Source organism: Yaniella soli (assembly GCF_054782375.1).
This window is the reverse complement of the sequence record NZ_BAAGSP010000063.1, coordinates 1-3,349: the sequence shown is the minus strand read 5'-3', so window position 1 is coordinate 3,349 and position 3,349 is coordinate 1. Positions and strand designations below refer to the sequence as shown.

3 protein-coding genes are annotated in these 3,349 nt (G+C 54.3%); all 3 read right to left on the bottom strand.

Annotated elements, in window-relative coordinates; translation table 11 throughout:
* Positions 1-133 precede the first annotated feature (133 nt).
* From ACYVJT_RS15135 to ACYVJT_RS15125, 3 genes are read right to left on the bottom strand one after another with little or no spacing between them, the layout of a single operon-like run.
* A complete protein-coding gene (locus ACYVJT_RS15135) occupies positions 134-1,123 on the bottom strand; it encodes a tyrosine-type recombinase/integrase (RefSeq protein WP_499418545.1) in 990 nt (329 codons plus the stop codon).
* Complete coding sequence (locus tag ACYVJT_RS15130) at positions 1,120-2,058, bottom strand: tyrosine-type recombinase/integrase (RefSeq protein WP_499418543.1); 939 nt, start codon at positions 2,056-2,058, stop codon at positions 1,120-1,122. Before ACYVJT_RS15130 ends, ACYVJT_RS15135 begins: the two co-directional genes overlap by 4 nt.
* The gene (locus ACYVJT_RS15125) at positions 2,058-3,260 is read right to left on the bottom strand and encodes a tyrosine-type recombinase/integrase (RefSeq protein ID WP_499418542.1); all 1,203 of its coding nucleotides are present in this window, start codon (positions 3,258-3,260) and stop codon (positions 2,058-2,060) included. The genes ACYVJT_RS15130 and ACYVJT_RS15125 overlap by 1 nt, the downstream gene beginning before the upstream one ends.
* Positions 3,261-3,349 lie beyond the last annotated feature (89 nt).

The window sequence follows — 3,349 nt, the reverse complement described above, 5'->3', positions numbered from 1 at the left end:
ATTTATGGCGATATCTGCATAAATCGATTTATGCCGAGGTGGGGATTATGTCGATAAGTCTGCTGACGGGTGGCTCCGATCGTTGAGAACACTGCCTTTGACAGCTTTTTCTAGCTGAGACGTATCGGCATAATTACAGTGAGTTGAGGAACGCGAGGAGCTCGTCTGGCGGCGTGTATCGGCCAGGGACGGTTGTAGTTGGTGTCATCATGGCTAGTGCCCGTTCTTTGATAGTCATATCGGCTTGGAGGTAGGCGTTCGTTGAGCGGATATCGGCATGGCCCAGCCACAAGGCGATGACCGTTGCATCGACCCCGGCGCGTAGTAGTGTCATTGCGGCGGTGTGGCGTAGCGTATGCGGACTGATGCGCTTGTTTTGCAATGTCGAGCAGGTGGTTGCAGCAGTTTGACTATGGGTAGTCAAGCGCTGCTGCACGGCGTCTCGGCTGAGATGTCTTCCTTTCCGGGTCGGAAAGAGCGGTGTCTGAGGTGCTGCATTGAGCTCTGTCAACCAAAGTTGCAGCGTCTGGGCAGTGGAAGCGGTCAGCGGGATAGCCCGTTCCTTGCGGCCCTTGCCCAGACAGTGCACATAGGCCGTTGGACTGAAACTAACGTCTGCGCATTGCAAGCTGGTCAGCTCAGCAACCCGGAGTCCAGTCTGAATCGCCAGCATAAACAAAGCATGGTCTCGGCGGCCTTCCCACCGAGACCGATCGGGTGCAGCAAGTAAGGCGTCAACTTCTGGTGGGGTGAGATACGAAATCGTAGACTGTTCGAAGCGCTTGGGTGGCAGCGCTAAGATAGCAGCGATCAATCCAGCATGTTCAGGATGCCGAATGGCAGCGTAACTGAACAGAGAACGGATCGCTGCTAGACGAGCATTTCGGGTTCGAGGACTGTTTTTACGGGTGAGCTCTAGGTCATCGAGAAAAGCGCTGATGGTGTCGTGATCGAGATCCTCCCAGTCGAATTCGGTAGGGGATTTCGAGGTGCGGTCTTGGACGAATTCAAACAGCAGACGCAAGGTATCTCGGTAAGCGGCGATGGTATGGGCACTGGCTTGGCGTTGTTTGACTAATCGTTGAGTAAAGAATAATTCCACCGTGGTGCTGATACGCGTCATGACTGTTGCTCCTTGATGCTGGTGGTGTCTTCGATACGGTCGGCAGCAAGAGCCAATAATTCTGGTGCCGCAGACAGATACCAGTACGTTGATGTGGGATCGCGGTGACCCAGGTAGGCCGATAAATAGGGCATCTTGGCATGCACGTTGAGGCCTTGGCGGTACCAACGGACCAGCGTGTTGACTGCAAATGTATGTCTGAGATCGTGCAATCTTGGGGGTCGCTGGCGTTGAGCGCCGATGGCAGTTTGTGTGCACAACATCCGAAATGTGGTGCTGACCGTTGTATATATCAATCGTTTGCCGGTAATGGTCAGAAAAAACGCAGACGTTTTCGTTGGTGCATGCAGCGCATCTTGAAACGCTGTATAGTCCTGAAGTGCCGACATCGTGGTGTCAGTCAGCGGTACGATGCGAGTCTTGGCGAATTTAGATTCTCTGATCAACAGCGTTGCGTGCTGCCAATCAACATCGCCGCGGTTCAGATTGATGAGCTCGCCAATGCGAAGACCAGCTGCTGCCAACAGTCCGATAGCGGTGGCATAAGTTCTCGCGGGTAACCGTGGATCCAGACTTTTGGTGGCTTGGCGCATCAGCGAAGCAACATCGTCAGCAGAATAAATATACGGTGTTCGCCAATGCCGTCGATGCGGAAGTAATCCCACCGGAGGGATTTGGGTGTCAGGATCTCGTCCTGCCATAAACCGGGCGAACCCGCGAACCGCTGTCATCCGTTTGGGCCACACCGTACTTCCCGGATCAGCCTCCGGTAGTTGGCACCATTCCAGTGCCGCTGCAATGCTAATGGTGTGCTGGCCGGTGTGGTCCATCCAGGACACGAACCGAGGCAACAGCCGGTGGGCCTCCGCTAATTGATATCCCATTGCCCGGCGTAACTGCAAATAGTCATCTAACCCTCGTTGAAGCGTCTTCATCACTGATCACCGGGCCATTGTGCTGCCACGGAGCGTAAAGACAGCAAATCGACCTTGGCATAGACCGCCGTCGTGGCTAAATCTCGATGTCGTAACACCTGACTGATCTCGAGCAACGAAACATCATGCGCCAACAAGTCAGTTGCTAATGCATGGCGTAACTGGTGGGCCCCAACCACAGCCAGCCCACTGCGTCGACACGCTCGTCGCACGACATCCGACACCAGATCAGGAGCGATGGGTTTTCGAGGTGCCCGCTCAGTGAAAAACACTTGGCGAGCATCGGTTGTGGGTCGATGATGCATCACATACTGCACCAGTGCTTCACCGACATCGGTTGGTAATGGCAACCGATCACCGCGTCGGCCTTTCCCTCTGACCCAAAGCTCGCCGGCCGACCAGTCAATGTCATCAAGCAACAACCCTGCAACTTCCACAGATCGCAGCCCCAACCGCGCTAACAACGCCAGGATGGCGCCATCCCGTGGATCTGACTTACGGGTCCCATCGCAGGAATCAAGCAGTTTTTGCACATCAGCTGCACTTAGTGAGTCTGGAAGCCCAGCGGCATGCCACCCTGCTATCGACGGGACGCTGGCAGCCAAATCACCTTGGACCAGATCCTGAGATTGTAAATAGCGCAGCAGGGACCTCAGCTCCGCTACACGACCACGGGCAGCCCCAAGACTCACCCGAGAGACCTCAGCCATCAAGAAATCCGAAACATCTCCACCACGTAGCGCTTGGAGGTTAATCATGCTCAAGCCACTGCTGCCTGGCTCCGTGAGAAATCGCCGAGCCAGATTTACATACCGTAGTACGGTCGTAGCAGCCAGGCCACGGGTGTTGACCAACCAGTTTCGATACAGTTCCATGAAAATATCGAGTTCACTGCTCGGTATATCTACGATCGCCGGGACTGCACCCTGGTCACGTAAAAAATTCAAGAGCAACATAAAGACCCGACGATGCTGGACCTGCCGGTAGCCTGCTGCCTTGCGATCGTGTATAAACGGCTCGATCAGTGCTTCACTAAAGTCTGCAACTTGTAAATGTTGGTCAGCCAGCCACCGGCCAAGCTGACCAACGACCTTCAACATCCCGCGCGTTGACCCTGGCGTATAACCCAGTGACAACACATGAGCCTGAAAATCCTGGATAAACGGCCCAAGAACTGCCGGTTTTCTTCGTGTACCAGTCATGATCTGTTCTCCCATCAGGAACGTTTTGTTCCTTAGAAAACATCATGACCCAGCCGTAATTATGCCGATACGTCTCAGCTAGAAAAAGC

Bases quoted from the DNA above. Each gene is read 5' to 3' on its own strand.
- ACYVJT_RS15135 (WP_499418545.1), bottom strand. From the start codon at position 1,123: ATGACGCGTATCAGCACCACGGTGGAATTATTCTTTACTCAACGATTA.
- ACYVJT_RS15130 (WP_499418543.1), bottom strand. From the start codon at position 2,058: ATGAAGACGCTTCAACGAGGGTTAGATGACTATTTGCAGTTACGCCGG.
- ACYVJT_RS15125 (WP_499418542.1), bottom strand. From the start codon at position 3,260: ATGACTGGTACACGAAGAAAACCGGCAGTTCTTGGGCCGTTTATCCAG.